The sequence below is a fragment of the Natronospira elongata genome (assembly GCF_034931365.1).
In the GTDB taxonomy this organism is placed as follows: Bacteria; Pseudomonadota; Gammaproteobacteria; order Natronospirales; family Natronospiraceae; genus Natronospira; species Natronospira elongata.
This window is the reverse complement of record NZ_JAYGII010000002.1, coordinates 46,011-71,527: the sequence shown is the minus strand read 5'-3', so window position 1 is coordinate 71,527 and position 25,517 is coordinate 46,011. Positions and strand designations below refer to the sequence as shown.

At 61.8% G+C, this 25,517-nt stretch carries 23 protein-coding genes; 13 read left to right on the top strand and 10 right to left on the bottom strand.

The window, feature by feature from the left end:
* Window positions 1-152 precede the first annotated feature (152 nt).
* On the top strand, window positions 153-536 hold the full coding sequence (locus VCB98_RS01410) for a BlaI/MecI/CopY family transcriptional regulator (protein ID WP_346049715.1): 384 nt from the start codon (window positions 153-155) through the stop codon (window positions 534-536).
* A gap of 103 nt (window positions 537-639) precedes the next feature.
* The gene (locus tag VCB98_RS01405; protein WP_346049713.1) at window positions 640-2,511 is read left to right on the top strand and encodes a TonB family protein; all 1,872 of its coding nucleotides are present in this window, start codon (window positions 640-642) and stop codon (window positions 2,509-2,511) included.
* Between the two features lie 56 nt (window positions 2,512-2,567).
* Here VCB98_RS01405 and purL read toward each other — a convergent pair whose 3' ends face one another.
* The 3 genes from purL to VCB98_RS01390 all read right to left on the bottom strand — a co-directional run bounded on the left by purL (window position 2,568) and on the right by VCB98_RS01390 (window position 7,653).
* Entirely contained in the window at window positions 2,568-6,458 is a 3,891-nt protein-coding gene (purL, locus tag VCB98_RS01400; RefSeq protein WP_346049711.1) for a phosphoribosylformylglycinamidine synthase, read from the bottom strand.
* A 107-nt stretch (window positions 6,459-6,565) separates the two neighbouring features.
* Window positions 6,566-7,333 carry an MBL fold metallo-hydrolase gene (locus tag VCB98_RS01395; protein ID WP_346049709.1) on the bottom strand — a complete coding sequence of 256 codons (768 nt, stop codon included), beginning with the start codon at window positions 7,331-7,333 and terminating at the stop codon, window positions 6,566-6,568.
* Window positions 7,330-7,653, bottom strand: coding sequence for a DUF1820 family protein (locus VCB98_RS01390; RefSeq protein WP_346049707.1), 324 nt, complete (start codon window positions 7,651-7,653; stop codon window positions 7,330-7,332). Before VCB98_RS01390 ends, VCB98_RS01395 begins: the two co-directional genes overlap by 4 nt.
* A 156-nt stretch (window positions 7,654-7,809) precedes the next feature.
* On the opposite strand from VCB98_RS01390, the gene VCB98_RS01385 reads away from it, so the two are divergent.
* Window positions 7,810-10,869: a diguanylate cyclase gene (locus VCB98_RS01385; protein ID WP_346049705.1), complete on the top strand. Its 3,060-nt coding sequence runs from the start codon at window positions 7,810-7,812 to the stop codon at window positions 10,867-10,869.
* An 11-nt stretch (window positions 10,870-10,880) separates the two neighbouring features.
* Here VCB98_RS01385 and VCB98_RS01380 read toward each other — a convergent pair whose 3' ends face one another.
* Entirely contained in the window at window positions 10,881-11,819 is a 939-nt protein-coding gene (locus VCB98_RS01380) for a universal stress protein (RefSeq protein WP_346049703.1), read from the bottom strand.
* A 157-nt stretch (window positions 11,820-11,976) separates the two neighbouring features.
* Here VCB98_RS01380 and VCB98_RS01375 point away from each other — a divergent pair, with 157 nt between their 5' ends.
* From VCB98_RS01375 to nadA, 3 genes are all read left to right on the top strand, one after another.
* Window positions 11,977-12,450 carry a universal stress protein gene (locus VCB98_RS01375; protein ID WP_346049701.1) on the top strand — a complete coding sequence of 158 codons (474 nt, stop codon included), beginning with the start codon at window positions 11,977-11,979 and terminating at the stop codon, window positions 12,448-12,450.
* Window positions 12,451-12,626: 176 nt separating this feature from the next.
* Window positions 12,627-13,946, top strand: a complete 1,320-nt coding sequence (locus tag VCB98_RS01370) for a methyl-accepting chemotaxis protein (RefSeq protein ID WP_346049699.1) — start codon at window positions 12,627-12,629, stop codon at window positions 13,944-13,946.
* 198 nt (window positions 13,947-14,144) lie between these two features.
* Entirely contained in the window at window positions 14,145-15,173 is a 1,029-nt protein-coding gene (gene nadA / locus VCB98_RS01365; protein ID WP_445353987.1) for a quinolinate synthase NadA, read from the top strand.
* A gap of 195 nt (window positions 15,174-15,368) precedes the next feature.
* On the opposite strand, the gene VCB98_RS01360 is transcribed toward nadA, so the two are convergent.
* The 3 genes from VCB98_RS01360 to VCB98_RS01350 form a co-directional block, all read right to left on the bottom strand.
* Window positions 15,369-15,566: a hypothetical protein gene (locus VCB98_RS01360; RefSeq protein ID WP_346049695.1), complete on the bottom strand. Its 198-nt coding sequence runs from the start codon at window positions 15,564-15,566 to the stop codon at window positions 15,369-15,371.
* Between the two features lie 122 nt (window positions 15,567-15,688).
* Complete coding sequence (locus VCB98_RS01355; protein WP_346049693.1) at window positions 15,689-16,576, bottom strand: dihydrodipicolinate synthase family protein; 888 nt, start codon at window positions 16,574-16,576, stop codon at window positions 15,689-15,691.
* A 15-nt stretch (window positions 16,577-16,591) separates the two neighbouring features.
* Complete coding sequence (locus tag VCB98_RS01350) at window positions 16,592-17,866, bottom strand: NAD(P)/FAD-dependent oxidoreductase (RefSeq protein WP_346049691.1); 1,275 nt, start codon at window positions 17,864-17,866, stop codon at window positions 16,592-16,594.
* 114 nt (window positions 17,867-17,980) lie between these two features.
* On the opposite strand from VCB98_RS01350, the gene VCB98_RS01345 reads away from it, so the two are divergent.
* The gene (locus VCB98_RS01345; protein WP_346049689.1) at window positions 17,981-18,982 is read left to right on the top strand and encodes a 4-hydroxyproline epimerase; all 1,002 of its coding nucleotides are present in this window, start codon (window positions 17,981-17,983) and stop codon (window positions 18,980-18,982) included.
* A 243-nt stretch (window positions 18,983-19,225) separates the two neighbouring features.
* On the opposite strand, the gene VCB98_RS01340 is transcribed toward VCB98_RS01345, so the two are convergent.
* Window positions 19,226-20,419: an NnrS family protein gene (locus tag VCB98_RS01340; protein ID WP_346049687.1), complete on the bottom strand. Its 1,194-nt coding sequence runs from the start codon at window positions 20,417-20,419 to the stop codon at window positions 19,226-19,228.
* Between the two features lie 32 nt (window positions 20,420-20,451).
* On the opposite strand from VCB98_RS01340, the gene VCB98_RS01335 reads away from it, so the two are divergent.
* The 4 genes from VCB98_RS01335 (at window position 20,452) to VCB98_RS01320 (ending at window position 23,676) form a co-directional block, all read left to right on the top strand.
* Entirely contained in the window at window positions 20,452-20,856 is a 405-nt protein-coding gene (locus VCB98_RS01335; protein ID WP_346049685.1) for an Rrf2 family transcriptional regulator, read from the top strand.
* 117 nt (window positions 20,857-20,973) lie between these two features.
* A complete protein-coding gene (gene fabA / locus VCB98_RS01330) occupies window positions 20,974-21,489 on the top strand; it encodes a bifunctional 3-hydroxydecanoyl-ACP dehydratase/trans-2-decenoyl-ACP isomerase (protein ID WP_346049682.1) in 516 nt (171 codons plus the stop codon).
* Window positions 21,490-21,732: 243 nt separating this feature from the next.
* A complete protein-coding gene (gene ubiU / locus VCB98_RS01325) occupies window positions 21,733-22,728 on the top strand; it encodes a ubiquinone anaerobic biosynthesis protein UbiU (RefSeq protein ID WP_346049680.1) in 996 nt (331 codons plus the stop codon).
* 69 nt (window positions 22,729-22,797) lie between these two features.
* Window positions 22,798-23,676, top strand: a complete 879-nt coding sequence (locus VCB98_RS01320; protein ID WP_346049678.1) for a U32 family peptidase — start codon at window positions 22,798-22,800, stop codon at window positions 23,674-23,676.
* A gap of 10 nt (window positions 23,677-23,686) precedes the next feature.
* Here VCB98_RS01320 and VCB98_RS01315 read toward each other — a convergent pair whose 3' ends face one another.
* Window positions 23,687-24,007: a chorismate mutase gene (locus VCB98_RS01315; protein ID WP_346049676.1), complete on the bottom strand. Its 321-nt coding sequence runs from the start codon at window positions 24,005-24,007 to the stop codon at window positions 23,687-23,689.
* Window positions 24,008-24,009: 2 nt separating this feature from the next.
* Window positions 24,010-24,402, bottom strand: a complete 393-nt coding sequence (gene ubiT / locus VCB98_RS01310; protein ID WP_346049674.1) for a ubiquinone anaerobic biosynthesis accessory factor UbiT — start codon at window positions 24,400-24,402, stop codon at window positions 24,010-24,012.
* Between the two features lie 279 nt (window positions 24,403-24,681).
* On the opposite strand from ubiT, the gene VCB98_RS01305 reads away from it, so the two are divergent.
* Both VCB98_RS01305 and VCB98_RS01300 read left to right on the top strand, forming a co-directional pair.
* Entirely contained in the window at window positions 24,682-25,134 is a 453-nt protein-coding gene (locus VCB98_RS01305; RefSeq protein ID WP_346049672.1) for a hemerythrin domain-containing protein, read from the top strand.
* Window positions 25,131-25,511: a putative zinc-binding protein gene (locus VCB98_RS01300; RefSeq protein ID WP_346049670.1), complete on the top strand. Its 381-nt coding sequence runs from the start codon at window positions 25,131-25,133 to the stop codon at window positions 25,509-25,511. The genes VCB98_RS01305 and VCB98_RS01300 overlap by 4 nt, the downstream gene beginning before the upstream one ends.
* The last annotated feature ends 6 nt before the right edge of the window (window positions 25,512-25,517 follow it).

The following is a 25,517-nucleotide window of genomic DNA, read 5'->3' as shown; positions in this document are numbered from 1 at the left end:
GCAAGCCCCGTCAAAGTTTTTGGAAAAAAGCTTTTCCCGTCGGCGTAAGGTAGTGGTACGATAGGATGCGTACAAGTTGCGTCTGCGCAATTTGGGCTTGTTGAAACCGGGGGGAATTACCCGAAAGGGCTAGCATTGGGAGGGCTAATGCCATGCATGTATCCAAGCCACCGACCCGGTCGGAACTGAAAATCCTGCAATATCTCTGGGACCACGGCCCCTCCACGGTGCGGGCGGTCTACGAAGCGATTGGCGCCAGTAGCGGGCTGAGCTACACCACAATCCTGAAACAGATGCAGATCATGAACGACAAGGGTCTGGTCACACGGGAAACCTCCAGTCGCGCCCACCTCTACGAGGCGGTCACGGGTCGCGATGAGACCCAGCAGGACATGCTGGACGACTTCATGACCCGGGTCTATCAGGGTTCCGCTTCGCGCATGGTCTTGCAGGCCCTGGGCATGTCGCGCCCCGCCAGCGAGGAAGAGCTGGAAGAGATCGAGAACATGGTCAGGGAGCTGCGCCAGCGCCGTTGAGCCAGCACCGCTGGTCAATTTCAGTGAACGGATGCACGCCGGAACTGCCAAAAGGCGTTCTGGTGTCCCATGTGAGGGTGACTGAAGGAAAAGGCAGATCGGCATGCCGGAGAACAGTCTGATTCACATTCTGGGAATGACCCTGCTCCACTCCCTGTGGCAGGGCGCCGCCGTTGCCCTGGTCTTCTGGCTCGGGCGGCTGGTGATGCGCCAACAGGGGCCCAACGGTCGCTATTTCTGGGCACTTTCGGCCCTGGCGACGGCCACATTACTACCGGTTGCCACTTTTTTCTGGCTTTGGTTTAACGCCAACCACGGTGCCCCGGGCGACGTCACCGCCGCCACCGAGACCGCGACTGCCATTTCCGCCGGGGCGGTGGCTCAGGGAGAGCCCCACCACCTGCTCACGCACATTCTCCCCTGGCTGGTCCTCGCCTGGGTGGCCGGCGTGGTCTGGTCGGCCTTTCGCATTCTCCTCGGCTGGCTGAACCTGAACGACCTACGGCGACAGGCATGCCATGACTTGCCCCCTGGCATGCAAGAGACCCTGGAATCGCTATGCCAACAGTTTCGTACCGGCCAGTCAGTTGGCCTTGCCATCTGCCGGCAGGTTGTCAGCCCGCTTCTGATTGGCGTCTTCCGACCGATTATTCTGATCCCCCCGTCACTGCTCACCGGGCTGAGCCCCGAGCAGATGCGCATGGTCCTGGCGCACGAGCTGGCCCATCTGAAACGCCATGACCACCTGGTCAACCTTTACCAGCTCGTGGTCGAGACCCTGTATTTCTACCATCCCGCCGTTCGCTGGCTGTCCCATCACCTGCGGGTGGAGCGGGAACTGGCCTGCGATGACCTGGCTGTTTCCCTGACCGGGGACAGGGCGACCTACGCCGAAACCCTGCTGTCTCTGGAGAAGCAAAGAATGGGTCGGCCGGGCCTTGCACTATCAATGAAGGATGCCGACATCGTTGGTCGGGTGCGGCGCCTGGCGGAAAGAAAGCCGGGCGCAGAGCAAGGCATGGTCGGACTGGGAACGGCCCTGCTCAGCATGACACTCGCAGCGGTGGGTTTCACCGTCAATCAGCTGTCCCCCGAACCCGCCGAGGAGCTGCTCGAGGTTTCCGAACCACTGATCACGCTGGAAGAGGATGGCCCGGACACGCCGGTGCCTGAAGAAATCAGCATCCAGGAATCAGCGCAGACACCGTCTCACCTGCCTCGACTGGCGAGCCTTCACCGGGAATCGGCCGCCGGCTGGCAGAGTCTGGATGACCTGGACGATCTGGAAGGGCTGGAAGCGGCGCCCGAATCGCCTGATGATTCGGCAAGTGCGCCGACAGTCAACGAAACGCCGGAGCCTGAGCCAATGGCAAACGATTCCGCCACTGAGCTTGCCGAGGCGATGACTGAAGAGGACGAAACGACGGCCTCCCTGCCATCAGAGCCGGAGACGGGCGTTGCCTCCGCCCAAGCGGCCCCGGATGCGGAGCCCCCATCCCGGGAAGACGGAAATCGTCGTGCATTGGTGGATCGAGAGCTCGATCTGGCCGCCACCCGCAGTGCCCATCAAAATGCGGAACTAACACTGGCTCAGGCGCGCACACAAGAGCCCATTGAGCAACCCCCTCCCCATGATCGGCGCCAGGACCTGCCCCCGACCATCAATGGCGGGCAAGTTGTAGAGAAAGTGGAACCCTATTACCCGCGTCAGGCGAGAATGCGAAACCTGGAGGGGTCCGTGGAAGTGGAGTTCACCGTTGATCGAAACGGCTCCGTCCGCGACATCGAGATTCTCCAGGAAGAGCCCCATGGCTTTGGCTTTGGGTCACAAACCATTCGCGCCCTGGAGGAATGGCGCTTCCAACCCTTCAAGCGCGGCGGTGAAAGAATCGAGTATCGGGTTCGAACCGGTTTCGACTTTGACTCTCCCCACGACTGCAAGCAGCGCACCGGGTCACGGCTGCCGATCTGCTAGGGGCTCACGGCGGCGAGGGCTCCGATTCCCCGCCAAGCCGTGAGCTGACAACCCCCTCAACCCAGCCACTGCCGCGCATTGCGGAACATGCGCAGCCAGGGGCCTTCGTCCATTGTCCAGTCAGCCGGCGCCCAGGAGTGATTCACCGTCCGGGTAATGCGCTCGGGGTGGGGCATCATGATGGTCACCCGCCCATCCGCGGTGGTGAGGCCGGTGATGCCCGCCGGGGAACCGTTGGGATTGGCGGGATACTGTTCCGCCACCTGACCCCGGTTATCCACATATCGCATAGCCACCAGGCCTTCGCCTTCCACTGCACGATGATCTGCCGGACTGGCAAAGGCCGCTCGGCCCTCGCCATGAGCAATTGCGATGGGCAGGCGTGAGCCGGCCATCCCCTGAAGGAACAGGGATGGGCTGTCTATCACTTCCACCAGGCTGTAGCGGGCCTCGAATTGCTCGGAGCGGTTACGCAGGAAGCGGGGCCAGGCCTCCGCCCCCGGGATCAATTCACGCAAGGCAGCCAGCATCTGACAGCCGTTGCAGACTCCCAGGGCAAAGCGGTTGCGGTCATCCAGGAAACGGGCAAAGGTCTCGCGCAAGCCGTCGTTGTAGAGGATGGATTTGGCCCAGCCCTGGCCGGCGCCCAGCACGTCGCCATAGGAAAAGCCGCCACAGGCCACCAGCCCCTGCATGGCAGACAGATCCCGGTCACCGCTGAGCAGATCCTCCATGTGGACATCCACGGCTTCAAAGCCGGCGCGATGGAAACTCATCGCCATTTCCACATGACCATTGACCCCCTGCTCGCGGAGAATGGCCACACGCGGTGCCGCCCCGGTTCCGATGAAGGGGGCAGCCACATCCTCGGCCGGGTCAAAACTCAATACGGGGCTTAGCCCCGGGTCTTCCCGGTCCATGATCGCTTCCAGGGCTTCATCCGCACAGGCCGGGTTGTCCCGAAGCCGCTGCATGCGGTGGCTGACCCGGCTCCACGGTGCCAACCACGCGAACAGAGACTCGGACAGCATTGGCTTTGCCGCATGGCTGATTTCAATACGATCATCCTCACGCGGACGTCCAAGCCAATGCAGACATTCTTCGATACCGGCTTCGGCAAAGGCCTGCAATACGGCGGGACGGTCGGCATCAGCCACCTGAAGCACCGCACCCAGTTCCTCGCAGAACAGAGCGGCGATGGCATCGTCACCGAGGCCGTCGAGGCTCACGGCCATGCCGCAGCGCCCGGCAAAGGCCATCTCCGCCAGCGTGGTCAGCAGGCCGCCGTCGGAACGATCGTGGTAGGCAAGCACTCGGCCATCGGCCAGCAAGCGCTGGATGGCCGCGAAGAAGCCGGACAGCAGGCGGGGCTCATCCAGGTCGGGGGCCTGATCACCGAATCCCCCTTCCACCTGGGCAAGGATGGAACCACCCAGGCGATTGCGTCCACGACCCAGATCCACCAACAGCAGCTCACTGTCAGTCCGCGGCAGCAACTGGGGCGTGACCGCCCGACGCACATCGGTCACCGGGGCAAAGGCAGAGACAATCAGCGATACCGGCGATACCACCGTGCCGGCACTGTCCTTTTCGTCCCATTGGGTCTTCATGGACAGGGAGTCCTTGCCCACCGGAATGGTCAGACCCAGCTCGCTGCAAAGTTCATGGCCAACCGCACGCACGGTATCAAACAGCACCGCATCCTCGTTGTCGTGATTGGCCGCTGCCATCCAGTTTGCCGACAGCCGGACCTTGCGAAGATCCTCGATGGGCGCGCAGGCAATATTGGTAATGGCTTCCGCCACTGCCATCCGCCCCGAAGCCGGGCCATCGATCACCGCCAGGGGAGTGCGTTCACCCATGGCCATGGCCTCGCCGTGACAGCCGCTGTAGCCAGCCAGGGTCACGGCGGCATCGGCCACCGGGACCTGCCATGGCCCTACCATCTGGTCGCGCACGCTAAGCCCACCCACGGTGCGGTCACCGATGGTGATGAGGAAGCGCTTGTCGGCAACGGTGGGGTGAGCCAGCACCGCCTCCACCGCCCGGGTCAGATCCAGCCCCTCGGTTTCAAAGCCCAGCGGACTGGGCTGGGCGCGGCGGGTATCACGGGACATCTTGGGCGGTTTGCCCAACAAGACTTCCATGGGCATGTCCACCGGCTGATTGCCGAAGTGGCTGTCCACCACGGTCAACTGGGGGTCAGCGGTGGCTTCGCCCACATCGGCATAGGGGCAGCGCTCCCGACGGCAGATTGCCTCGAAGCGAGCCAGGTCCGCCTCGCTCACCGCCAGGACATAGCGTTCCTGGGCCTCGTTGCACCAGATCCCCATGGGCGACATTCCCGGCTCCACACTGGGGATACGGCGCAAGTCGATGCGCCCGCCCCGCCCGGCATCGTCAAGAATTTCGGGAATGGCATTGGACAGGCCACCCGCCCCCACATCGTGGATGGAAAGAATCGGGTTGCCCTCACCCAGGGCCCAGCAACGGTCGATCACTTCCTGGCAGCGACGCTGAATTTCCGGGTTGTCCCGTTGCACGGAGGCAAAATCCAGCTCGGCTTCACTGGCGCCGCTGGTGACCGAGGAGGCGGCCCCGCCACCCAGGCCAATCAACATGGCCGGCCCGCCCAGCACGATGACTCTTGCGCCGGCAGGGACTTCACGCTTCTCGACGTGACCCTCACGGATATTGCCCATGCCACCGGCAATCATGATGGGCTTGTGATAGCCGCGGGTCGGCACATCGCCCTGCTCGGCCTGCTGCTCGAAACTGCGAAAGTAGCCGGCCAGATTGGGACGACCGAATTCATTGTTGAACGACGCCGCGCCGATGGGCCCATCCAGCATGATTTCCAGGGCGGAAGCCATGCGGTTGGGACGGCCGTTATCGGGCTCCCAGTTCTGAATCGCATCAGGAATCCTGAGTGCGGAAACGGAAAAACCGGTCAAGCCCGCCTTGGGCTTGGCGCCGATACCGGTGGCCCCTTCATCACGGATCTCGCCGCCGGAACCGGTAGCGGCACCGGGATAGGGGGAGATGGCAGTGGGATGATTGTGGGTCTCCACCTTCATGATCAGGTGAATGGGCTCTTCGTGCAACCGATAGACGCCCTCGGGATCGGGGAAGTAACGCCCGCTCACACTGCCCTCCACTGCCGCGGCATTGTCGCGGTAGGCGGAAAGCACGCCGTCGCTATTCGCCCGGTAGCTGTCGCGGATCATATCGAACAGGCTTTGAGCCTGGGCCTCGCCATCGATTGTCCAGTCGGCATTGAAGATCTTGTGGCGACAGTGCTCGGAATTGGCCTGGGCAAACATCATCAGCTCCACGTCGGCCGGATTCCGGCCCAGGCACTGGAAGTTCTCCGCCAGGTAGTCGATCTCATCGTCCGACAGGGCCAGCCCCAGTTGCTGGTTGGCTGTGACAAGGGCCTCCCGTCCCTCCGCCAGCAGCGGCACGCTTGCCACCGGCGCCGGCTCAGCCTGCCGGAACAGGGCTTCGGCATCGGCCAGTGTGGCCAGGGCGGATTCCGTCATCCGGTCATGCAGCGCTGCCGCCAATTTTTTCCAGGTCCCGGCGTCAGGGCGGTCATTCATGAACAGGCGATAGCGGATCCCGCGCTCAATACGCCGGACATGGCGCAGCCCGCAGTGGTGAAGAATATCGGTGGCCTTGGAGGACCAGGGCGAAAGCGTGCCGATGCGGGGCACCACCCAGACATCCGCCGCCTGCTCCCGGCGACCGTCTGCCGGCAGGGAACCGTCATCCAACAGCCGACCGAGAAGGGCCCGCTCATCCTCGGCCAGTTCGGCCTCCACATCCGCCAGGTACAGCCATTCGGCAGTCAGGTCGGTCAGTTCGGGAGCGATTTCTCGAAGTCGGATGGCGAGCTTCTCAAGACGGAAATCGGACAGGGCCTTGCCGCCGGGAAAGTGCTGCATGTCGGGTTCTCTGGATTACTGGGAAAAGGAGGCGAAGAAAGGCGGCAATTTTACCGGAGACCCGTTTTTCAAACCAGTGCCGCTGTCCGCGCCCAGAGGGCGCAGTATCACAGCTCATACCAGTCCGAGGCGCTGTCCTGTACTGCGACTTCCACGCGGCTGGAAGACCAGCCGATCCCATCGGCCAGGGTATCCCGGGCCAGGTCGGCATCGTTGTTCTTCTCACTGATATGAGCCGCAATCAGGCGCTCCAGAGACTGCATGTCCGATGCATCCAGAAAAGCAGCCGACTGCTCGTTGTTGAGGTGGCCGAAATCGCCTCCCACCCGACGCTTCAGGGCAGGTGGATAGGGACCGGATGCGAGCATGGCCCGATCGTGGTTGGCTTCCAGCACCAGGGCCTGACAGCCGCTGTAGCAGCGAACAACATGGGGAGTGACATGGCCCAGGTCGGTCAACAGACCCAGTCGGTGCTGACCGTCGCCAAGAATGAACTGCACCGGCTCGCGGGCGTCGTGCGGGACGGCCACTGGCGTCACTGCCAGCTTCCCCAGGAAAAAATCCTCATGAGAGGAGATCAGACGCCAGTCAAGATCATCGCCATCGCCGACGGCTGCACGGGTTCCGTGGGTGGTAAAGACGGGCAGGCCATGACGCCTGGCCAAACGCACCACGCCACTGGCGTGATCGGCATGCTCATGGGTGACCAGGATGGCATCCAGCTGCCCCGGTTCCAGATTGAGACCGGCCATGCGACGCGCGGTCTCCCTGGCGGAAAAGCCGCAATCCACCAGCACCCGCCGACCAGCCGCCTCCACCAGCAGGGCGTTTCCGCGGCTGCCGCTGCCCAGGAAGGCGAAGCGAAAGGTGCTCACTTGCCGCCCGGACCCGGCCCATAAACCGGGAAGGGGGTCACATTGCCACCTTCCCGATCGGTAATACGGGCACTACCCCGGCGGGCCACCTTGTCTATTCGAATCACGGCATGGAGAGGAATCTGGGTGGCTTCAACGCCCTCGAATTCATCCCTGAGCTTTTCCTCGCTGGGATCCACCACCACGGAACTGCGCTCACCGAACAGAAAGCCGCCAATCTCCACGAAACCAAAGATCGCGCCCTGATTCACGTAGCGGGCATACAATTCGTAAACCTTGTCCTGATTGTTGAATACAACACGGTAGATACTCTCAGACATGGTCTCCGTCCGACTAAGAGAGGGCGGCAGATTTTAACATGGCGGATACAGTGAACCGTAAAACCCTGATATTCTTGTCGGGAAGGGCAATGAACTGCCTGATGACGCGATGGACCGCCCCTTTCAGCCAATGATATCTACCAGGGGGTCCAGCCAGTGTCCGTCAATCGTGCCCGAGCCCGCCATCCCATCGCGCCGGTCCTGCTCAGCTGTTTCTTGCTGTGCCCATTGATTACCCCACTGGCTAAGGCCCTACCCCTGGACATCCCGGCCCACCATCTGGAGCAACAACGCTGGGCTGTTGCCGATGGCATGCCACAGACCACCGGCCAAACCGTCATTCAATCCCGGAGCGGTGCCATGTGGATCGGCACCCAGAATGGCCTGAGCCGTTTCGACGGCGTCGAGTTCGAGAACTTCATGACCGAGGACCACCCCGGTCTCCGGCATGGCTACATCAATGCCCTGCTTGAAGACGACAGCGGTCGCTTGTGGATCGGCACCGAGCGTGGCCTGAGCATCTTCGTCGATGGCGAATTCCATAACCTCGACGCCGAGCAGAGGACCGGACCGGTCCGGGACATCGTCGAGGCCAATGACCAAGGCGTGTGGCTGGCCGCAGATAACGGTCTTTATCGCGCCACCCCGGACCGCCTTGTGCAGCACCCGGATATCGATTCTTCCCTGTTCAGCCTGCTGCGGGATGACGACGCGCGCCTTTACATCGGTGGCCGGGGTCATCTGTGGCGATTGGCGGATGGTGAGCTGGAGCACTTTCCCTCCGAACACAGCGAACTCGAGCTGCGGGACATGGCCATCCGCGGGGACAAATTGCTGCTGGGAAGCTCGGATGGCCTGTGGGCATTGCCGTTGGCGGAGCCCGAACGGTGGCCGGGCGAACTACTGCTGGCGCGCGAGGTTGAGCGGCTGCTGGTGGATCAGGCTGGCAGCCTGTGGGCAGCCAGCGTCTCGGGCCTCTACCGGTACGCGCCTGACGCGGAACAGCCCCAGCCAATCGTCACAACATCCATCAGCGAGGCTGAATGGCTAAGGGACCTGACCCAGGACCATGAAGGCAACCTCTGGATCGGCACTCAGGCCCGGGGACTGGTCAGGCTGACAGCCGGCCCCTTTCAGCGCTTTGGCGAGCGGGACGGCCTGATTGACGACATTATCTGGGCAATGTTCGAGGACCCGGAGGGTCATGTCTGGGCCGGCACCAATGAGTATGGTGCCTACCGCATGCGGGAAGATCGCTTCGAGCAGTTTGCCAGCCCCGAGGAACTGCCTCATGCCATGACCATGGGCTTCCTGCTGGACAGCCAGGACCGCTTCTGGATTGCGACCCGTGGTGGGGTGGCCTGGTATGACTGGCCCGGTCTGGAGCCACTGCCGGTCCCGGAGGAACTGCCCACCGGCGGCATCTTCGGAATCACCGAAGACCGCGACGGCAGGATCTGGCTGGCGACGCGTGAAGGTCTCTATTGGTGGCGGGAGGGCGAACTGCAACGCATCGATGAAAGCCGTGGCCTCAGCCAGCAACGTACCCGCGATGTCCTCGAAGACAGCCAGGGACGAATCTGGGTGGCCACGGATACCGGCGTCTTCCGGGGAGATGCCGAAGGCGTGGAGCCGGTGGCACCGGAATCCAGCCTTCATGAATTCAGCGCCTCAGCCCTGTTCGAGCTTGATGGCACCGTCTGGGCCATGCTCCAGGGCGCCCTCGCCCGCTTCCCCGACGATGACTACCGCCTCTACCCCGATGGTCGGGGTCTGCGGGCGACGGTCAGTTCCTTCATGGCCCTGGACGGCGACGGCCATGTCTGGACAACGACCCATGAAGGCATCCAGCGCATTCCATTGAGACAGTTCGATGAGGTGGACCGGGGCGAACGGGAACTGTTCGAAGCCACGCTATTCGGCCGTCTCGGCGACCCCGTCCCAGCTCAGTGCAATGGGGGCCATGGTCAGGCCGGCCTTTTCCAGTCTGTTTCCAACCGGTTCTGGTGCCCCAGTCTGGAGGGGGCCCTCAGTCTCGACCTGAGCCGAGCCTCCACCACGCCACCCGCCCCCCTGCCCCGCCTGCGCAGTCTGCGTTCGGGCGGACAAATCTATCCCCTGGACTTCAAGCAGCAAGCCTCAGTGAAATTGCCGCCGGAAGCGCGGGATCTGGAGGTGGACTTTTCCGGCCTGCAGTTCCGTCATCCACGTGGGGTAAATTACCGCTATCGCCTTCAGGGTTTCGACCAGGACTGGCAGGAGGTGGGAGAACGTCGGACCGCCTTTTACACCAACTTGCCACCGGGGGAATACCGCTTTGAGCTGCATGCCCGGAATGAGCGGGGAGTGGAATCCACGCAAGCGGCAGAACTTGAGCTCTACCTGAGCCCACGAATTCATGAAACCCAATGGTTCCAGCTACTGGTCGGCCTCACCCTGTTGCTACTGGCCTATCTTGCCTGGAGCTACAGTGTCCGGCGGCTGCGCCAGCGGCGCATGGTTCTGGAACGCATGGTGCGAAAACGGACTCGGCAATTGAATGAACTCAATACCCAGCTCCAGGAAGCCAGCGTCACCGACCCGCTGACCGGCCTGCGCAATCGCCGCTATCTCAACCAGCAGCTACCCCATGACATCGCCCAGGTGGAGCGGGCCTACACCCGAAGCAGCGATTTTGCCAATCGGGATATCACCTTCCTCATGGTGGACCTTGACCACTTCAAGCGAATCAATGACCAGCATGGGCACCGCGCCGGCGACCGCATTCTGGAAGGCTTTGCGGAGATTCTGGCCAGCCAGGTGCGCGAATCCGACTATGTGATCCGCTGGGGTGGGGAGGAATTCCTGGTGGTGGCACGCCACAGCGAACGTGAACAGGCAGCCGCCTGCGCCGACCGCATCATCCGCGCCGTGCGGAAGCACCGATTCGAGCTGGACGAGGGGGAACTGCAGTGCAGCTGTTCCATCGGCGTGGCCTGCTATCCGGCACTGCCCGAGGCACCCGACGCCCTGGCCTGGGAAGAGGTGCTGGAAATCGCGGACGCCGCCAACTACATCGCCAAGGAAGAAGGCCGCGACCGCTGGGTTCAGATCATCCCTCGGGACGCCGCCCGGGAAGTCGATTTCATGCAGCGTTTTCGCCAAACCGCCCCGACGGCAATGGCCGCTTCGGGGGATTTGGACATTCGCCGGGAGCGTAGCCCGCAGGACGAATAGGCAGGACCGGCCTACTCGTCCTTGAGCCGCTCATAATCGCTGACAAAGCCCTCGGGCTTGATGGCGAGAACGTCACAGACCGTCCGGTCCAGGATGGCCTCGGCGGTGCTGCCGATGACTGCCCGCTTGAGGCCACGCCGGTTGACCGTACCCAGGATCAGCAAATCGGCACTGATATCCTCCGCCAACTCACTGATTACCGCCTCCGGACTGCCCTGACGCTGGTGGATGTGGGACGGGGACAGGCCACTGCCTTCACAGGCCTTGGCCAGGGCCTCTTCCTGGGTGCGGCGATAGTCCTGTTTCGCTGCTTCCAGGCCCTTGCCCCCTTCACCCATATGTTGCTCCAGCAATGCAGGCAAGGCCTCCACCGCATGACCCACATGGATTTCCGCCTGATAGAGCCCGGCAATCGTGCTGGCCGCGGCCAGGATGCTGCCATCCAGGCTCTCGGGTTTGCCCCAGGCGTGCATGGGATCAACCGCCGCCAGGACCCGAGAGACATTCGTCCCGGCCCTTGGCTGAACCAGCATCAGCGGCGAGGGGCAATGACGCAGCAGTCGCCAATCCGCCGGGGCCCAGCCCCGCCGGGGACCGGTCTCGGCATCCTTGACGATCAGGTCCGGTTCCAGCGTCAGCGCCATCTTGATGATTTCCCGGGACAGGGAGTCCGCCCAGATGACCTCGGTATGGACATCCAGGCCTTCATCCCGCAGGGGTTTGGCGCGCTCATTCAGCCACTGTCGACGTTCGGCCACATGATCGGCGATGGCCCGGTCCACGGTCTCCCGACGGGTGAAGATATTCCGCCTGACCCCGCGATCCCAGGCGAACACGAACAGGCTCAGCCTGGCATTGGCACGACGGGCGATATCCACGGCCCGATCCATGGCGCCGCCCTCAGGGCGGTCATCGCGAATGGCGGCAACCACATGCTTGATGGCTTCCATTTCTTACCCCTGTTGCATCGGGTGAATGAGCGAACTGCCTGCGGCGGCTGATGTCTTGAGGAATCAGCACCGGGCGACGGCATCAACATAGCCTATCATCGCCAGGATTGTTAAATTTGATCGTTATCAAACAAACAGCAGCCAATCGAGAGCTCCCATGCCCATTCCCCACTCTACCGTGCTAGTCGCCCTGGATCACTCCGAGAATGCCCTGGAAGCCGCCCGCCAGGCCGCGGCCCTGGCACAGGCGATGGGCACGGGACTGGTCCTTCTGCACGTCTTCGAGGGCCACCCCGAGGAGCTGCTGGAACTTGAGCAGATGCCGGAACGCTTCGAGGGGGTGGTTCATCTCTCGGACGAAGAAATCGCCAAGGCCGCGGAACGTGGCAGTCGCAAACTGTTTGCCCGGATCCGACAGGCCCTGCCGGATTTCGCCGGGCCGGTGGAAGAAGTCTGGCTCACGGGACAACCCGCCGACGCCCTGCTCGCCTACTGCCGAGCGCACCCTGACAGCCTGCTGGTGGTGGGCCGGCGTGGCCAATCCCGGCTCCGGTCGCTGCTCCTCGGGAGCGTCTCGGAGGCCCTGGTGCGGCAAGCCGACTGCCCGGTGCTGGTGATCTCGCCCTCGTGACTCGCTTTTTTGACTTTATTTATTGATGAGATTGATTTAAATCATATCAGCATTATCTAAACTTTTCGGCGACTGGTCGTTAAACTGAGCATGAGGCCCGCAGTGACCACATTGCGAGGCCGAAGCCACGGCCGTAAATGTGCGGCCCAAGCTCTAGTCGAGAGGTGAGTCACTGTATGTCACTAGCCGAGAAGCTCGGGATTAACCAGACCAACCTCGCCGAGCGCCTGAGTTTCCTCAAGCTTGGCCCCGCCGAGATCAACCGCCTTGCCAGTCTGAAGAAATGGATGGACCGGCGGGCACCAACGATCGCGCGCAGCTTCTATGACTTCCAGTTCTCCCACCCGGCCTCGCGGCGCTTCTTCGACGCGCACGCCCGCCAACACGGAATCAAGCTTGGCAAGCTGCGCAGTCACCTGGAGGTGGCTCAGAGCCAATACCTTCGGGATATCACCGACCACGCCGACCGCGGGGGGCTAGGTCCTGACTATTTCGAGAAGCGGCTGCAAGTCGGCAAGTTGCACAACGACATCGGCCTGCCGATGAAGCTCTACCTGGGCTCCTACGCACTCTATTGCGAGCTCATACGGCGCCAGCTGTGGCGGGATTTCTGGTATCGCCCCCTCTTCCGCGCCAGGGCGATGGAGGCCATTGAACGGGTGTTGCTCCTGGACATGCAGGCCGTGACCGATGGCTTTCTGATTGACCTGCTGGACACCCTTGATCTCTCGGAAAGCATCGCGGTCGAACGGCAGCATGAGGATGTAACCGACTACATCGGCGATTATCGAGCCAAGATGCGGGCCATGCTGTCAGGGATGCGCGAAGCGGCAGACGCCCTGGGTCGCGAGGGTGGCGAACTGGCCGGCATGGTGGAATCGCTGAGCAGCGCAGCGCAGGAGGAAGCGGCCGCCATTCAGGAGATGAACACCAACCTCAGCGGTATCCAGGAACTGACCCGACAGGGTGAGGCCCACAGCCGTGCCGCAGTCCTGACCGCTATTGGTGATGGCGAATCCAGCAAGAGCGCGGTCGGTGCCATGGATGAAATCAGCCGCTCGGCGGAGGAAATCACCAGCATTGTCGACATGATCAACGAGATCGCCTTTCAGACCAATCTCCTGGCCCTGAACGCTGCCGTGGAAGCGGCCCGGGCGGGACATGAGGGGCGGGGATTTGCCGTCGTCGCCAGCGAGGTCAAGCGACTGTCCGATCGCACATCGGAGTCCGCTGACCAGATCCGAAAATTGATTGCCCGCTCCTCGGCCAATATCGAGGAAGGCAGCGGCTATGTGAAACAGGTCTCCGAACAGGTGGAAGAGATTGCCACGGCCCTGCGAGAACAGAGTACGGCGGTCACCGAACTGGGCACCGCCGTACAGGAAATCGACCGGACTGCTCAGGCCAATGCCAATGACAGCCAGCGATTGCAGGATCTTGCCGGAAAGCTGGGCACTCGCGCCGAGCAGCTCAGCGGCATTCTGGACAACCGCTAGCCACAGCGCGCACAAGCGCCCCCATACTATTGAATGATTCGGGCATTCCGCTGTCCGACCTGATAGAAGGAGAGGCTGATACCTTTGGGCCAGCTGGAAATTGATGCGGATCAATGCAGCGGCCCCGGGAACAAGGAAGAATCAGAAAAGCTGCGGAATGGTGTAAAATCCCCGGCTGAAATCCAGACCATCGGGACAATGCGAGTGAGTGCGAAAAAGCCCCTGCCAGAAGTGACACCGGCCCTGCTCGAGAGCCTGCGGCCGGCCTACGAGAAGGTCCGCCATGTCATTCCCGAAGTGGAATGGGCGGTCCATGCCCCCTATATCGCCCGGATCAACGAGTTGAAGAAAGAACGCAACGCCGTGATCCTGGCCCATAACTACCAGACGCCGGACATCTTTTACGGCGTGGCCGACATCACCGGTGATTCCCTGGGTCTGGCCCGGGATGCCGCCGAAGTGGATGCTGATGTCATCGTCCAGTGCGGCGTGCACTTCATGGCCGAAACCTCCAAGATTCTGGCGCCGGAGAAAACGGTCCTGCTCCCGGACATGGATGCCGGCTGTTCCCTGGCCGAGGGCATCACCGGCGCGGATGTACGGCTCCTCAAGGAGCGCTATCCCGGTGTTCCCGTGGTGGTCTATGTGAATACCTCGGCGGAGGTCAAGGCCGAGGCGGATATCTGCTGCACCTCCTCCAATGCCGTGGAAATCGTGGAATCACTGGGTAGCGACCGGGTGATCTTTGCCCCCGACAAGTACCTGGGCCAATGGGTCGCCTCCCAGACCGATGTGGAAGTGATCCTCTACGAGGGCTCCTGCGAGGTTCACGAGCGCTTCACCGGCGAGGAGATCGAAACCTATCGCCGCCAGCACCCGGGCGTCTATGTTCTGGCCCACCCGGAGTGTCCTCAGGATGTACTCAAGGCGGCCGATTATGTGGGCTCCACCGGCCACATGATCAAGCATCTGGAGGAGACGACCGCGAAGCAGGTGGTGATGATCACCGAGTGCTCCATGAGCGACAACGTCTCGGCCGAGCATCCGGAAAAGGACTTCATCCGCCCCTGCAACCTGTGCCCCCATATGCAGCGCATCACCCTGCCCAAGATCCTCGAAGCGCTGGAAAACATGGCGCCCGAGGTTACCGTTCCCGACACCGTCATCGCCGGGGCGCGGGATTCGCTGCAGCGGATGCTCGACGTCGGCCGGAAGAAAGCGGCCTGATGGGGTAAGGGGTCAGGAGTGAGGGGTTAGGGGCGAGAAGACCCAGCCACAAAAGAAAGCCCTGCCAGTTGGCAGGGCTTTTTCAATTGGCGGGCGGCGTGCCAGAAGAAGGATTGTTATCGCGGATAAATCCGCTCCCACGGTGCCACCCTGAGGCCCGGATTTTGCTCCTTTATCCTGGCGGCCTTCGGCCGGCTACGCCGCCTGGCTTTCCAGGTTTTCACGGATGCGATCGGCGATGAAGCCATTGACCTCGCTCACCCCGTGCGCCTTTACCAGGGCAAAATACTCCCGCATGAGGACCGGGTCGCTCTGAATGCGGATGAATACCTGCTGGGAGATGGGACCGGAGAAACGCTCCAGCAAACGGTCGACGAATTGATTCAGGTCCATGCCTCACTCCTTTACCCACTACGGTTTGATCCAGGGTTAATTGGGCTGACAACCCCAGAATAGCCGCAGAAAGCAAAAAGTCAACAAATTCCTCAGCTTGGAAAAATGTCCTGAAACTTTACTCAAGAAGTGCTTTTATCAAAACCTGCAATAAGTGACTGAAATTCCTCGACTTCTCTCCGACTCAAGGGCAGCAGAGGCTGACGAACATCCCCGGCCTCGATGCCGAGGCGCACGCGCGTCCCCAGCTTGGCTTTCTGGTTGTAGCCCCCGCCTTCCATGTCCCGGATGATCGGCATCATGGCTGCCATGCCGGCCCGAACGGACTCGAAATCTTGCCGCTCGGCCGCCGCCAGCATGGCGGCCTGTTCGGCGGGGAAGACATTGGCCGAACCGCTGATCCAGGCACGCGCGCCCCACCAGAGGTGATCGGCGGCCTGGTCATCACAGCCGCAGATCAGCTGAAAATCAGAGGGGCATTGATCGCGCAGGGCCAGCAGTCGGCTGAAATCACCACTGCTCTCCTTGATCCCGACGATATTGTCCACCTCGGACAAGGCCAGCACGGTATCCACCTCAATCTGTACCCCGGCCCGCACCGGGAAATCGTAGAGCACCAGGGGCAGCGCCGTGGCCGCGGCGACAGCCTTGAAGTGCGCGAGGATCTCATGCTGCTCGGGGAGGCTGTAGGCGGGGGGTGACATCATCAGGCCATCACAACCCAGGTCCCGGGCCTGGCGGGCCCGCAATTCGCCCTCGCGGGTATTGAGGGCATTGATGCCGGCCAGGACGCTGACACGACCATTCACCTGCCGAACCACCCGCTCGATCAGGGCCTGGCGTTCGGACTCATCCAGAGTGTAGTACTCGCCGGTGGTACCACAGGCGATCAGCCCACTCGCTCCGGCTTCCAGCTGGGCTTCGACAATGGCATCCACCGCAGTCAGATTGAGCGCCCCGCTGGCGTCGAAGGGGGTCACGATGGGGGTGAACAGGCCTTTCAGGGTCATGGTGCCTCCTCCAACTTACAGCGCTTTGGGCTTGCCGAAGCGGGACAGACGATAAGGGTCAACTGGAATCGGGGGCTCGGCCTCATTGGCCAGCGCCGTGACAATACGGGCGGTAAAGGCGGACTGGGTCAAACCGAGGTGATGGTGGCCGAAAGCCAGCAAGAGCCGTCCGCCGGGCCCAAGCCGGTCGATGACCGGCAGGCAATCGGGCAAGGTCGGCCGGAAGCCCATCCAGGGCTCAGCCTCGCTATCCGCCAGGGACGACGCCAGCAAGGCATTGGCGTGCTCACGCAGAACCCAGGCGCGACGCCAGTTGGCCGGGCGTTCCAGCCCCCCAAACTCCACCGTGCCGGCCAGACGCAGGCCCCCGGACATGGGCGTCATGATGAAACGCCGTTCCGCCGAGGCAATGGCCATAGGCAGCCGTTCACCTTCGGCGGGCAGCATCAAATGGTAGCCACGCTCGGTATCCAGCGGCGGTTTCAGCCCCGTTGCCTGATGGACCAGGGGCCGGGAATGGGCACCGCAGGCAATCAAGACCTGGCGGGCATTGATCACACCCTGGTCGGTCTCAACATGGACGCCGTCATCGGTGAACCGGACCGCCCTGCCTTCGGCCTGCCGGTAATCAATCCCGTTCTGAAGGCAATGGGTCCAGATATGCTCGAGTACGGCCAAGGGATCGGTGACATGCCCGGTCGCGGTAAAGTGCAGCGCCCCACGCACACGCTCACCCAGGGCCGGCACCCGCTCTCTCGCCTCAGCACCATCAATGAGGGAAACAGGCACGCCATGCGCCTGCATTTGTTTCATCCCTCGTTCAAGCTTGCGGGCCGTGCCCTTTTTCTCGAACACCGTCAGCGATTCCTGGCTGCGGATCAGAGACATGCCCCCGGTTCGCCCCAGCAACTCCCGCCAGGCACCCAGGCTGCCCCCGCTCAGGGCCGCCAATCCCTCCGTGGTCCGCCGAACCTGGCTGGAACGCATGTTCCAGAGGAAACGCAGCAACCAGGGAGTAATGCGGTGCGCATAGCGCCAGTCGATGGCCAGCGGCCCGAGGGGGTCAAGCAGCAACTTGGGGACCTGCCAGAGAATGGAGGCATCGGCAATGGGGAAGATCTGCTCGGTGGCAAAATGGCCGGCGTTACCTCGGGATGCCCCCGCACCGGGAGCCTCTCGGTCGATCAGCAGCACCTGTCGACCGGCAGCCTGCAGTTCAAAGGCTGCCGTGACACCGACAATGCCACCACCGATAACGAGGAAATCGGTGTCTATAGTGGATTCAGTCATTGCCTTGTTCGTGGTTATTCTGGGGAAGAACGGATGTACGGCTTGCCCGCCTCGCCGACAGCTGTAATCCTACCTGACTTGAGCCATCCATACCGAGCCGGGAAGCACTGCAACATGAGACTTGGGACTTTTTTCTGCATTGATGCCCATACCTGCGGCAATCCAGTTCGCCTTGTCACCAGCGGTTACCCGAAGCTGCGCGGTGAAACCATGAGCGAGAAGCGCCAGGATTTCCTCGCTCACCATGACTGGATCCGCCAATCGCTGATGTACGAACCCCGGGGCCATTCGGTGATGTCCGGTTCACTGCTGTTGCCGCCTTGCTCGGACGACGCCGATGCCGCCATCCTTTTCATTGAGACCAGCGGCTGCCTGCCCATGTGCGGCCACGGCACCATTGGTACCGTCACGGCGGCCATTGAGGCAGGTCTGCTGCAGCCAAAAATTCCGGGCAAGGCAATCCTGGACGTACCCGCCGGACAGGTCCATATCGAGTACCAGATGGACGATGATCGTGTCCGCAGCGTGCGAATCAGAAATGTGGCCAGCTTTTTGGCCCATCGTGATGTATCGATCAATGTGGCAGGCTTGGGAGAACTGACCATCGACGTCGCCTACGGTGGGAATTTCTTTGCCATCGTCGAACCACAGACCAACTGGCCCGGGCTGGACGGAATGAGCGCGGATGACATCCTCCACCTGTCATCAAAGGTCCGCCAGGCCGCCCATGAAGCGTTGGATTGCGTCCATCCGGATGACCCCACGGTGCGGGGCGTGACGCACACCATGTGGACGGATGCCCCCCGAAACCCTGAAGCCCAGGCCCGCAACGCGGTTTTCTACGGCGAACGGGCCATTGACCGCTCCCCCTGCGGCACCGGCACCAGCGCCCGCATGGCTCAGCTGGCAGCCCGCGGCCGCCTGGGTGATGGCGAGGATTTCGTCCATGAAAGCATCATCGGCAGTCTCTTTCGGGGACGGGTGGAGGGCCGTACGCAGGTGGGACAACACGAGGCCATCATCCCCAGCGTGGAAGGCTGGGCCCGGGTCACGGGTCACAATACCCTCTTCGTCGACGACGACGATCCCTTCTGGCGCGGCTTCGAGGTCCGATAAGCCTGGCACCGAATTCAAAAGATGGCCTCGCGCAAAGACGCCAAGACGCGAAGAAAACCATTGCCTCGCGCGGAGGGCGCCAAGATCGCCAAGAAATTCCGTCTTTTGGCTGGGGGTCTGAAAGCCTGGCAGCAACTACAGCATAGAATGCTTTTTCTTTGCGTTCTTGGCGCCCTCTGCGCGAGGCCATCTTTTGAATTTCTTCACGTCTTGGCGTGAGGCTCTTCCATGCTTGCCCCGGGTTTAGCCCGGCTGACCGTCGGCGCGGGGGCCGGTGAGGATGGGGGCGTAGCTGATGGCGAAGATCAGCCAGGCCAGAATCCAGCTCAGGGCCGAGAGCCCGAATAGCCATTGCATGAGCAGTCCGATGGGAAAGCCGGTCATGAGCCGAAATACCGCCGCCAGGGAAACCAGCACGAAGGCCAGGACGATCCAGGGCTTGGCCTGAATCATCCGCCCGGTATGGCCCAGCGACACCCTGGCCAGCATGCCCAGGCCCAGCGCTCCCAGGGCGCCGACGCTGACCGCGTGACCGGCGGTGGAATAAGGCATCCAGCCGAAACCCAGACTGCCGGCACGTAGCACCAGCGCCAGAGCCAGCCACAGATAACCCAGATGGAGAATCCAGAGCATGGGTTCCGGCCAACTGCCCCAGCTTCGCCACAGGGTCATGTGAACCAGCAGAAGCACGGCGGCGGAGAGCATCAGGGCCATGGCCGGCATGGGCCAACCGAGGTAATTGGCCAGCAGGCCGGCCGCCACCACCATCGGTGTCAGCAGCATCAGCAGCGGTGACCGCCGGACCCCCAGATGCGGCAAGCGCCGTTCGGTGAAGAAGGGAATAATTCGCTGCCCCATGATCACCATCAGCAGCAACATCAGATCCAGGCCGATGCGCATGAGTGCAAAGCGAATATCCGATATGATCCCCGTAACGGCCAGGAAACAGGCCGTGGCAGCCAGCGCCAGCGCGGCCAACACCGCAATGAAGAGGTAGTTTCGGCGATTTCCTGCCCGCAGCAGCGCCACCCCCAGGGCAATGCATGCTCCCCACAGGGCAACAGCATCTGCCAACGTAACCAGGGCCCAGGGCAGCAAATCCGGCAGGAAACCCCCGAGCCGCGCGACGCACCAGGCCAGAAACAAGCCCAACGTGAGTGCCGGCGGGGAAACGGGCTTGCCAATCCAGTTGGCGGCCGCCGTCAATAGGAAGCCGATCACGATCGCCACAGCAAACCCGAAGACCATGTGATAGCCGTGCCAGAGGAAAGGATTCCCCTCAATGACCATGCTGCCGCTGGCCAACATGCCGCCCCACAGGGCCCCATGGAAGACGGCGAACCACGCGGCTGCCAGGAAAAAAAGCCGGAAAGGCTGCTGAAGCACCACCGGCCACCGGGCTCGTTGCGCCTCGAGGGAAAATCTGACGCTGCTCATAGGCTGTTTCCTCAACCCAAGTAGGAATCCAAATGCAACTGACCAAACAGACCGATTTCGCCCTGCGACTGCTCATGCTGCTCGCCGAGCGACCCGGTGAGCGACTGTCCGCCAGTACTGCTGCCCGGGAGCTGTCCGTTTCCTGGCATCACCTGCGCAAAATCGTGGCGCGGCTCAATCACCTGGGACATGTCACCAGCGTGCGCGGACGCAATGGTGGCCTGGTGCTGGCCCGGCGGCCGGAGGAGATCCGGATCGGCCGAATCGTGCGAGAATTCGAACCGGTACTGCAGCCGGTCAATTGCACCGAGCCCAGATGCCCCCTGCTGGATCGCTGTCGCCTGCGTAATGCATTGGCGGAAGCCATGCAGCATTTCCTCAGCCACCTGGATGAAATGACGCTGGCAGACGCCACCACGGCCTACGACAAGCGCTGAGGCCGAGTCTGGGCCCTGGCCACCCAGGGAACCATGATCTTCATCAAGGCCAGCCGGAATTGACGCGGTGGCCAGATTTGGCGACCATAGCCGCCGCCCTAATTAAGAGTGAGACCCATGAGCAATCGCCCCAATAGTCTTGATTACGACCAGCTCATTGAATGTGCTGAAGGAAAAATGTTCGGGCCGGGCAACGGCCGCCTCCCCCTTCCGCCCATGCTCATGTTCGACCGGATCGACGAGATCCGTGACGAGGGCGGGGAATATGGCAAGGGCATCATCCGCGCGACCCTGAACATCAAACCGGACCTCTGGTTCTTCCAATGCCACTTCAAGGACGACCCGGTCATGCCCGGCTGCCTCGGCCTGGACGCCCTGTGGCAGCTGGTGGGCTTTTATCTGGTCTGGGAAGGCAACCCCGGTCGGGGCCGTGCCCTTGGCGTGGGTGAGGTGAAGTTCACCGGCCAGGTGATGCCCGAGGCGAAGCAGGTCGAATACCGCATCGACATGAAGCGAGTAATTCGCCGTGGCCTCAAGATGGCCATCGCCGATGGCCAGATGAGCGTGGACGGTGAAGTCATCTATACCGCCAAGAACCTCCGCGTGGGGCTGTTCGGCGCCGACGAGGTCTGAATTTAGTACTGAGTGCTGGGTGCTGAGTACTGAGTAACTCCCGGCGGGAGCGACATTCCCCGCCTCAGCACTCAGCACTCAGCACTCAGCACTCAGCACTCGATTCTGACCGCCAATCGCGGATGAATCCGCTCCTACGGTTCCTTTGTGATTGCTGCGCGAGGCCTGCCTTGATGAGGGTCAAGGACTGACCCGACCCGCCCCTCGTAAGCTCCGGTTTCTGTTCCGATACCGGAGGCTGTCATGGACCTGGTCTGTCCGGCGGGTAGCTTGCCCGCCCTGAAGTCCGCGGTGGATGAAGGCGCTGATGTGGTCTATCTGGGCCTGAAGGACGCCACCAACGCCCGCCATTTTGCCGGCCTCAATTTCACGCCCAAACGTATCGCCGAGGCGGTGCGCTATGCCCATGACCGTGGCGCCTCGGTCTACATGGCCATCAACACCTATGCCCACGCCGACGGCGTCGAGCGCTGGCAGTCGGCCGTGGACCAGGCCGCGGACCTGGGCGCTGATGCACTCATCATGGCGGATACCGGGGTACTGGATTACGCCGCGCGACAACATCCCGACCTGCCCCGTCATCTCTCGGTCCAGGCATCGGCAACCACACGAGAAGCCCTGGACTTCTATTACCGCCATTTCGGTATCCGCCGGGCTGTTCTGCCACGGGTACTTGCTGTCCAGCAGGTGCGTGCCCTCGCCGAAGACAGTCCCGTCGAGCTTGAGGTCTTTGCCTTCGGCAGTCTCTGCATCATGGCCGAGGGGCGCTGCCAGCTGTCGTCCTATGTCACCGGTCAGTCCCCCAATACCGCCGGGGTCTGCTCACCGGCCTCTCACGTTCGCTGGGAGGAGAAAGGCGAGATACTGGAATCCCGTCTCAATGGCAAGTTGATTGATCGTTTCCAGCCCCAGGAGCGGGCAGGCTACCCGACACTCTGCAAGGGACGCTTTTACACCGAGGGCCACCGCCACCACGCCCTTGAAGCACCCACCAGCCTGAATACCGCCGAGCTGCTACCGGAATTGAAAGCCATGGGGATTTCGGCAGTGAAAATCGAAGGCCGACAACGCAGTCCCGCCTATGTGGCGGCGGTCACTCGCGTCTGGCGCCGTCTGCTGGATGCGGTGGACCGGAACCCGGCCCGCTACCAGCCCGATGCCGAAGGCCAAGCGACCCTCTCCCGGCTGTCGGAAGGCAGTCAGACGACGCTGGGGGCTTATGCAAGGACATGGCAATAGAGCGCTACGAGCGCCGAGATGATTCAAGGGCATCGGTGACCGGGATAGCTTGATTCAGGAGAGTTAAGGATGCGTATCAGTTTGGGGCCGGTGTTGTATTTTTGGCCGCGTAATGAGGTGCTGGATTTCTATCAGCAGGTCCGGGACTGGCCGGTGGATCGGGTTTATCTCGGCGAAACCGTCTGTTCCAAGCGTCGGGAGTTACGGGCGGATGATTGGCTGGAGATCGGCGCGGCGCTGATTGATGCGGGCAAGGAAGTTCTGCTCTCTTCACTCACCCTGATCGAGGCTCGTTCCGAAGCCGGCGCCTTGAAGCGCCTCTGTGATCGTGGCCTGCAAATCGAGGCGAATGATTATTCAGCCGTGTCGGTCGCCGAGGAAAAGGGGCTGGCCTTCGTCGGCGGTAGCAGTCTCAACCTCTACAATCGCCCGGCCATTGATGTGCTCAAGCGTGCCGGCATGTTTGCCTGGGTCCCGCCCCTGGAGATGCCCGCCCGGCAGTTGCAGGCGCTGCTTTCGGCAGACCTTGGGATCGAAACGGAAGTCTTTGCCTTTGGCCGCATGCCATTGGCCTGGTCGGCCCGCTGTTTCGCGGCTCGCGCCCAAAACCGACCCAAGGATGACTGTGGTTTTGTATGCAAAGCCTACCCGGATGGACTAGCCATGAAAACTCAGGAAGGTGAAGACTTCCTTGTCATCAATGGCATCCAGACCCAGTCCCATCACTGCGTGAACCTGATCCGACACCTGCCGATCATGAATCGCATGGGTGTGAACACGGTCCGGCTCAGTCCTCAGTCCCGGGACATGAACAAAATTGTCCATCGCTGGGCCGAGGCCATTGCCGGCTCGGCACCAATGCAATTGGAGCGGGAATGGCTGATCGCACCACCTGCGGATGGCTACTGGATGGAAGAGCCCGGCATGCTGGAAAGCGTTACAGCGTAGAACCCTCTGATTACCTTGCGCTGCCCTTGAAGCTGTTGTGTGGGTGGCATCTGAGCAAATGACGGCTCTGGAGCTGACGAGAAGCCCCCATGATCATGCGCAGAAACTGTTCCGCCCAATCACGGTCCAGGCCAAGGGCTGCAGCCTGCTGACGAAAACCAGACGTTTTCTCCAGCTCTCGCTCCGGCACACGAACGGGTAGACCCAAGGCTTGCTTGTAAACGGCCAGGTCACTGACGATTTCTGTCCGCCGGGCCAGCAGTTGAAGGATCTCCCGGTCTATTTCATCGATGGCTTTCCGGCTTCGAGACAGACCAGCAGCGGCGTCCATCGCTAAGCCCAGGACGCCCCTGCTTCCACGGCACGCCTTAGCAGGGGCGGCAGAGCAGTCAGTTCTATGGAGTCAAGCAGATTCTTGACCAGCAAACCCAGTTCAGTATCCCCCTCCACGGTGATACGACGTTCGAAGAACAAGGTATCCGGATCTTCTCTTCGACTGGCCAGTAGCAGGAACTCGGGCAAGCCGCCAGCCACCGTTACCGCGGGTCGGCCCCGGGGAATCAATCTGAGGCGCCCATCTTCGAGAGTCAGGAACCAGTGCAGGCCAATATCCGTAATGGCGATTTCCACGACCTCCCGACTGAGGAAATCCAGATCTCCATCCTCGATTCGATCGGCGAAAACCTGCTGGAGCAGTGGCTCCACCAACAGGGCCTGGCAACGCAATGGTGTAAATCGGGCAGGGATCGCGAGCAGACTGCTCAGTGACCTGCCCCCAACGGGGGAACGTATGGACCTTATCTGTTTCATGGAGACCGCACCCAAGAGGCAAAAAGAAACCCAAATCCTCGGCCCGTGGATAAAAGGCCGGCATCCTCAGTCCCTCAGTCTGGCCACAGAGGACCACTGGTTCATTGATACATATCAAGTCGGCCGCTCGGTAATCACACTAGTATTGGGAAGCTGGGAAACACAATGCTGGCAACAGCAGGAGCGCAAGGCTGGATGAAAAGAAGTCCTGAACTGAGACCCCTTTCCCGGGAACACAATGTGGCCCTCAAACTTGCCCGTGATGCGAAACAGGCAGCATCGAGCCGGGTGGAACGGAATATTTCCGAAGTCTGGCGACAGCTCAGTCGCTTCTGGCATGAAGAGATGGCAGCCCATTTTCGAGCCGAGGAAGATGTTATCTTCCCGCTGCTGAGAGGCCTGGGGCAACACGAGCTGGTAGAGCAACTTGACCGGGAACACGACGCCATGCGAGTCGTCCTGGAGGACCCTTCCAGGCAGGACCGGGTTCGCCTGGACGCACTGGGCCATGTGCTTATCGACCATGTACGGCGAGAGGAGCGAGAGGCATTCCCCATCCTGGAGAAGCTGATGGATGAGGAATCCGCCCAGCGGATTCGCTCCGGACTGGATCGCCTCCTCGCCCACGATCAGCGGGAGGCCTCATGAGTCACGGCCGTCACAAAGGGGAGCTGCCACTGGTCTATTCCTGTTCCGGCTGCTCCAGTGCTGCCCAGCTGTCCAATGAGCTGGCCCTACGCCTGGACCGGGCTGGCGAGGCGGAAATGTCTTGTATTGCCGGGGTCGGAGGCAATGTGCCCAAGCTGGTGAAGACAGCTCAAGCAGGCCGTCCCATTCTGGCGATTGATGGCTGCCCTCTGGCATGCACCAAGGCCTGCCTCGAGACACGGGACGTGTCACCGTCAAAACATGTGGTACTGTCAGAATTCGGGGTCAAGAAGCGTTACGGAAAAGATTTTGATCCCGTCGATGCCAGTAGACTATATTCCGAGATGGCCAGCCTGGCCCGTCAGTTGGGAGACTAAAAGGCA

What these genes read in the sequence shown, in the direction of transcription:
- VCB98_RS01315 (WP_346049676.1), bottom strand. Translation starts at nt 24,007, where the DNA reads ATGGACGCCGCTGCTGGTCTGTCTCGAAGCCGGAAAGCCATCGATGAA.
- VCB98_RS01335 (WP_346049685.1), top strand. Translation starts at nt 20,452, where the DNA reads ATGCAACTGACCAAACAGACCGATTTCGCCCTGCGACTGCTCATGCTG.
- VCB98_RS01375 (WP_346049701.1), top strand. Translation starts at nt 11,977, where the DNA reads ATGCCCATTCCCCACTCTACCGTGCTAGTCGCCCTGGATCACTCCGAG.
- ubiU (WP_346049680.1), top strand. Translation starts at nt 21,733, where the DNA reads ATGGACCTGGTCTGTCCGGCGGGTAGCTTGCCCGCCCTGAAGTCCGCG.
- VCB98_RS01355 (WP_346049693.1), bottom strand. Translation starts at nt 16,576, where the DNA reads ATGACCCTGAAAGGCCTGTTCACCCCCATCGTGACCCCCTTCGACGCC.
- VCB98_RS01300 (WP_346049670.1), top strand. Translation starts at nt 25,131, where the DNA reads ATGAGTCACGGCCGTCACAAAGGGGAGCTGCCACTGGTCTATTCCTGT.
- VCB98_RS01350 (WP_346049691.1), bottom strand. Translation starts at nt 17,866, where the DNA reads ATGACTGAATCCACTATAGACACCGATTTCCTCGTTATCGGTGGTGGC.
- VCB98_RS01390 (WP_346049707.1), bottom strand. Translation starts at nt 7,653, where the DNA reads ATGTCTGAGAGTATCTACCGTGTTGTATTCAACAATCAGGACAAGGTT.
- VCB98_RS01345 (WP_346049689.1), top strand. Translation starts at nt 17,981, where the DNA reads ATGAGACTTGGGACTTTTTTCTGCATTGATGCCCATACCTGCGGCAAT.
- VCB98_RS01305 (WP_346049672.1), top strand. Translation starts at nt 24,682, where the DNA reads ATGAAAAGAAGTCCTGAACTGAGACCCCTTTCCCGGGAACACAATGTG.
- VCB98_RS01370 (WP_346049699.1), top strand. Translation starts at nt 12,627, where the DNA reads ATGTCACTAGCCGAGAAGCTCGGGATTAACCAGACCAACCTCGCCGAG.
- purL (WP_346049711.1), bottom strand. Translation starts at nt 6,458, where the DNA reads ATGCAGCACTTTCCCGGCGGCAAGGCCCTGTCCGATTTCCGTCTTGAG.
- VCB98_RS01405 (WP_346049713.1), top strand. Translation starts at nt 640, where the DNA reads ATGCCGGAGAACAGTCTGATTCACATTCTGGGAATGACCCTGCTCCAC.
- VCB98_RS01320 (WP_346049678.1), top strand. Translation starts at nt 22,798, where the DNA reads ATGCGTATCAGTTTGGGGCCGGTGTTGTATTTTTGGCCGCGTAATGAG.
- VCB98_RS01410 (WP_346049715.1), top strand. Translation starts at nt 153, where the DNA reads ATGCATGTATCCAAGCCACCGACCCGGTCGGAACTGAAAATCCTGCAA.
- VCB98_RS01340 (WP_346049687.1), bottom strand. Translation starts at nt 20,419, where the DNA reads ATGAGCAGCGTCAGATTTTCCCTCGAGGCGCAACGAGCCCGGTGGCCG.
- VCB98_RS01380 (WP_346049703.1), bottom strand. Translation starts at nt 11,819, where the DNA reads ATGGAAGCCATCAAGCATGTGGTTGCCGCCATTCGCGATGACCGCCCT.
- VCB98_RS01360 (WP_346049695.1), bottom strand. Translation starts at nt 15,566, where the DNA reads ATGGACCTGAATCAATTCGTCGACCGTTTGCTGGAGCGTTTCTCCGGT.
- fabA (WP_346049682.1), top strand. Translation starts at nt 20,974, where the DNA reads ATGAGCAATCGCCCCAATAGTCTTGATTACGACCAGCTCATTGAATGT.
- nadA (WP_445353987.1), top strand. Translation starts at nt 14,145, where the DNA reads ATGCGAGTGAGTGCGAAAAAGCCCCTGCCAGAAGTGACACCGGCCCTG.